This window comes from Spirillospora sp. NPDC046719 (genome assembly GCF_040645715.1).
Lineage (GTDB): Bacteria > Actinomycetota > Actinomycetes > Streptosporangiales > Streptosporangiaceae > Spirillospora.
In genome coordinates this window covers 1-4,278 of record NZ_JBEYYT010000627.1, presented here as the reverse complement: position 1 = coordinate 4,278, position 4,278 = coordinate 1, and the positions used below count along the sequence as shown (strand labels likewise).

At 73.6% G+C, this 4,278-nt stretch carries 3 protein-coding genes; 2 read left to right on the top strand and 1 reads right to left on the bottom strand.

Annotation, left to right across the window (positions count from 1 at the left end; all coding sequences use genetic code 11):
- Positions 1 to 1,383 (bottom strand): DEDD exonuclease domain-containing protein (locus ABZ914_RS47540; RefSeq protein WP_500201225.1); only part of this gene is annotated, 1,383 nt, incomplete at its 3' end.
- A gap of 293 nt (positions 1,384 to 1,676) precedes the next feature.
- Between ABZ914_RS47540 and ABZ914_RS47535 the strand changes: the two genes are divergently transcribed.
- Positions 1,677 to 2,942, top strand: a complete 1,266-nt coding sequence (locus ABZ914_RS47535) for an NYN domain-containing protein (RefSeq protein ID WP_500201226.1) — start codon at positions 1,677 to 1,679, stop codon at positions 2,940 to 2,942.
- 194 nt (positions 2,943 to 3,136) lie between these two features.
- A complete protein-coding gene (locus ABZ914_RS47530; RefSeq protein ID WP_500201224.1) occupies positions 3,137 to 4,180 on the top strand; it encodes a C40 family peptidase in 1,044 nt (347 codons plus the stop codon).
- The last annotated feature ends 98 nt before the right edge of the window (positions 4,181 to 4,278 follow it).

The window sequence follows — 4,278 nt, the reverse complement described above, 5'->3', positions numbered from 1 at the left end:
CTGGCCGCGGGCGGCGGCGCGGACGAACGCGGCGAGCCGGTCGCGCTGCGCGGCGGCCTCCTCGTACCGCAGTTCGGACGCGAGCCGGTCGATGCGGACCTGCGCGGCGGCCACGACGGGCCGCACGTCGCCCTCCATGATCGCGCGGGCGGTCTCGGCGTGCACGGCGTAGGCGTCGGGCGACTCGCGGCCGTCGCAGGGGGCGCCGCAGCGGCCGAGGTCGGCGAGCGCGCAGGTGCGGGCGCGGCCGCGCTCGATGAGCCGGACGGTGAGCCGCTGGGTGCACTGGCGCAGCGGGACGGCCTCGTGCAGCGCGGCGCGGGCCTCCTCGGCCTGCCGCCGGGACGAGATGGGGCCGAAGTACCGGGCGCCGTCGTCGCGGCACTCCCGGACGATCGACAGCCGCGGGAACGGCTCGGCGGTCAGCTTCAGCCAGATGGCGCGCTCGGGGAACTTGGAGCGGCGGTTGTAGCGGGGCTTGTGCTCGGCGATGAGCCGCAGCTCGCGGACCTCGGCCTCCAGGCCGGTGGCGCAGACGATGGTGCGGACGCGCTCGGCGAGGCCGACCATCTCGCGGACGCGCCAGCGGGTCTCCGAGCCGGTGAAGTAGCTGCGCACGCGGGAGCGCAGGTCGCCGCTCTTGCCGACGTAGAGGATCTCTCCGGCGGCGTCCTCGAACAGGTAGACGCCGGGCGCGCTCGGCACGTCGTCGGCGAGGTGGCGCTTGCGGCGCTGCTCGGGGGTGGGCGCCTTGGCGAAGCCGCGCAGCTCCTCCAGGGAGGTGACGCCGAAGGAGCCGAGCCGCTCGATGAGGCCGTGCAGGACCTCGACGGTGGCGCGGGCGTCGGCGAGGGCGCGGTGCGTCGGCTCGGTGCGGGTGCGGAAGAACCGGGCGAGGGTGCCGAGCTTGCAGTTGGGCACCTCGTCCTTGCCGAGGACGCGGCGGGCGAGGTCGACGGTGTCGACGACGGGGAACGCGGGCCAGGCGTACCCCTGGGCGGCGCAGGCGGCCTTGAGGAAGCCGATGTCGAACGGGGCGTTGTGCGCGACGAGCACGCAGCCGCGGGCGAACTCCAGGAACGCGGGGAGGACCGCGTCCATCCGGGGTGCGGCGGTGACCATCGCCGTGGTGATGCCGGTCAGCGCGGTGATGAACGGCGGGATCGGGCCGCCGGGGTCGACGAGGGTGCCGAGCTCGCCGAGTTCCACGCCGCCGCGCACCTTGACCGCGCCGATCTCGGTGATGGCGGAGTCGGCCGCCGAGCCGCCCGTGGTCTCCAGGTCGACCACCACGAAGGTGACCTCCGCCAGGGGGGTGCCGAGGTCGTCCAGGGTGCCCTGGACCGCCCGGATCTGCCCCTGGACCTCGTGCGCAGCCGTCATGCCCGCGACCGTAGAGGACGCCACCGACAGAAGGCCGGGCCGCTAGGGTTGGGGGCGCGCCGGCGCGTCCCGCCGGGCGGGGGCCGCGGGGGACGTCGAGGGGGAGCTTGGCGCGTTCCGTCCGATGCCACGTTCGTGCTGGTTAGGGTGCGTGGTGCTCGGGAAGAGACAGCCCACCGGCGGCGCAGCCCGGAAGGAGCGGGATCATCGACAGCGGCCCCGAAGCGAGCCCCGGCGGCCCGGAGCCCGGACGGCGACTGGCAGGGCCGCTGCCGGAGGCCGTCCGGTTGAGCGTGGTGGAGGCCGCCGCGGAGCTGATCGGCGCGCTGCCGCCGGACGAGGTGCCGGTGCCGCTGCGCCGGTTCGCGCGGTTCGAGCGGCGCAAGCGGGCCAAGCTGGCCGGGCAGCACATCGCCGCGGTGCTGGAGAAGGATCCGGACTTCCGGGGCCGGGTGGCGGAGCCGCTGCGGGAGGCGCAGCCGGACCTGGTCGAGGCGGTCGAGGGCGGCCGCGTCCCGCCGGCGGCGGACCCGGTGCGGGTCGCGGTGGTGGCCTACCTGCTGCGCCCGGACGGCTGGACGGAGCTGGTCGAGGCGGCGCGCGCGGAGCTGGAGCGGTCGGCGACGGCGTCGGAGGAGGAGGCCGCCGAGCGGCGCGTCGCGGCGCTGAAGGAGGAGCTGGCCGCGGCCCGGTCGGCGCGCGCGTCGGAGGTCGACAAGCTGCGGGCGGAGCTGCGCGACACCAAGGCGGAGGTCGCCGAGCTGCGGCGCAAGCTGCACGACGCGCGGACGCGGTACCGGGCGGCGCAGGAGCGGGCGGAGACGCTCGCGGCGGAGACGGACCGGGAGCTGGCGGCGGCGCGGGAGATGTCCGCGGCGGCCGACAAGGAGCTGCGCAAGCTGCGGTCGCGGGCGGCGCAGGCGGAGGCGGCGGCGGAGGCGGCCAAGCGGGCGGCGCGGGAGGGCCGCAACGTCGACGACATGCGGCTGCGGCTGCTGCTGGACGCGCTGGTGGACGCGGCACAGGGGGTGCGGCGGGAGCTGGCGCTGCCGTCGACGATCGCGCGGCCGGCGGACGCGGTGGGCGCGCTGGAGCCGGACCGGCTGGCGCACCGGACGCTGCCGGGGCGCGCGCTGTCGGACAGCGACCCGCAGCTGCTGGACCGGCTGCTGACGCTACCGCAGGTCCATCTGGTGGTGGACGGCTACAACGTGACGAAGACGGGCTACGGGGAGCTGCCGCTGTCGGACCAGCGGACGCGGCTGCTGTCGGGGCTCGGCGGGCTCGCGGCGCAGACGCGCGCCGAGGTGACGTGCGTGTTCGACGGCGCGGAGCTGGACGCGCCGGTGGCGATCTCCGCGCCGCGCGGGGTGCGGGTGCTGTTCAGCCGGCCGGGGCAGACGGCCGACGAGCTGATCGGCGAGCTGGTGCGGGCGGAGCCGGACGGCCGGGCGGTGGTGGTGGTCTCCTCCGACCGGGAGGTGGCGGACGCGGCGCGGCGCGCGAACGCGCGGCCCTGCCCGTCCACGCTGCTGCTGCGGCGGCTGGGCCGGTCGTGAACCGCAAAGACTCCGACATTCTGGGAGAATCTCACCATTTCACCGCCTTGATCGTGCGCTCCGTGATCTTGCCGACACGGAATGTGTGCAAATAGGGTTGAAGTCAATCAGATAGTGACGAATTAGTTGTGACGGTTGTGGCCCCTCGCTAATGTCGTCCGCTGACGTAGTGGACGAGAGGGGCGAATCGGACCGTGACCAACGATCTCATCGGGGAACCAGCGCGCTCGCGCGACCGGAGAGCCGGCTCGACGGGGATAGGGGTCACCCGCCGCCTGGCGGTCACCGCGTGCTTGGCGGCGACCGCGTCCTTCGCGTTCCCGCCCGTGGTGGCGCACGCCAAGCCGAAGCCCACGCACGCGCAGGCGCAGAAGAAGCTCGACCAGCTCAACGAGGAGATGGACAAGAAGGTCGAGCAGTACAACCAGAACACCGAGAAGCTGAAGATCGCCCAGAAGAAGCTGGCCGCCGCCAAGAAGGCGTCGGCGGAGGAGCAGGCCTCCTTCGACAAGCAGCGCTCGGCGATCGCCCAGATGGCCGCGGACGCCTACAAGAACGGCGACTCCACGGACGTCACCGGCTTCGTCGGCAGCGGCGACCCGCAGTCCGTCCTCGACCAGGCGGCGGTCTTCACCCAGCTTTCCGAGCAGCGCAGCTCCCAGCTCACCCAGTTCCTGGCGACCGCGCAGCGGCTGCGCCGCGAGCAGGCCCAGGCGCAGAGCGCCTACAACGACGTCAAGACCAAGCACGACGAGCTCGCCAAGGCCAAGAAGGACCTCGACAAGAAGGTCCGGGAGGCCAAGAAGCTGGTCCAGCAGACCGGCGGCGGCGCCTCCAGCGGCGGTTCGAGCGGCGGGACGGGCGGCAGCTACAACGGCCCGGCCAGCGGCTCGGCCCGGACGGCGCTCAACTTCGCCTACGCCCAGCTCGGCAAGCCGTACTCCTACGGCGCGACCGGTCCGGGCTCCTACGACTGCTCGGGCCTGACGATGCGGGCCTGGGAGGCCGCGGGCGTCAACATCACCCGCACCACCAACTCCCAGTGGGCGGCCGTCAAGCACGTCTCCCAGAGCGACCTGCAGCCCGGTGACCTGGTGTTCTTCAGCGGGCTCTCGCACGTCGGCATGTACGTCGGCGGCGGGAAGTTCATCCACGCCCCGCACACCGGCGACGTGGTGAAGATCAGCTCTCTGTCGGGCTACTACACGTCGAACTTCTACGGCGCGGGACGCCCCTGACGATCATGTGAACGGCCCCCGCGCGGGGCCGTTCGATCCCCCCCGACGGCAACGGACCAGGGCTGACCTGGTCCGTTGTTGATTTTGGGGGGGTTTGC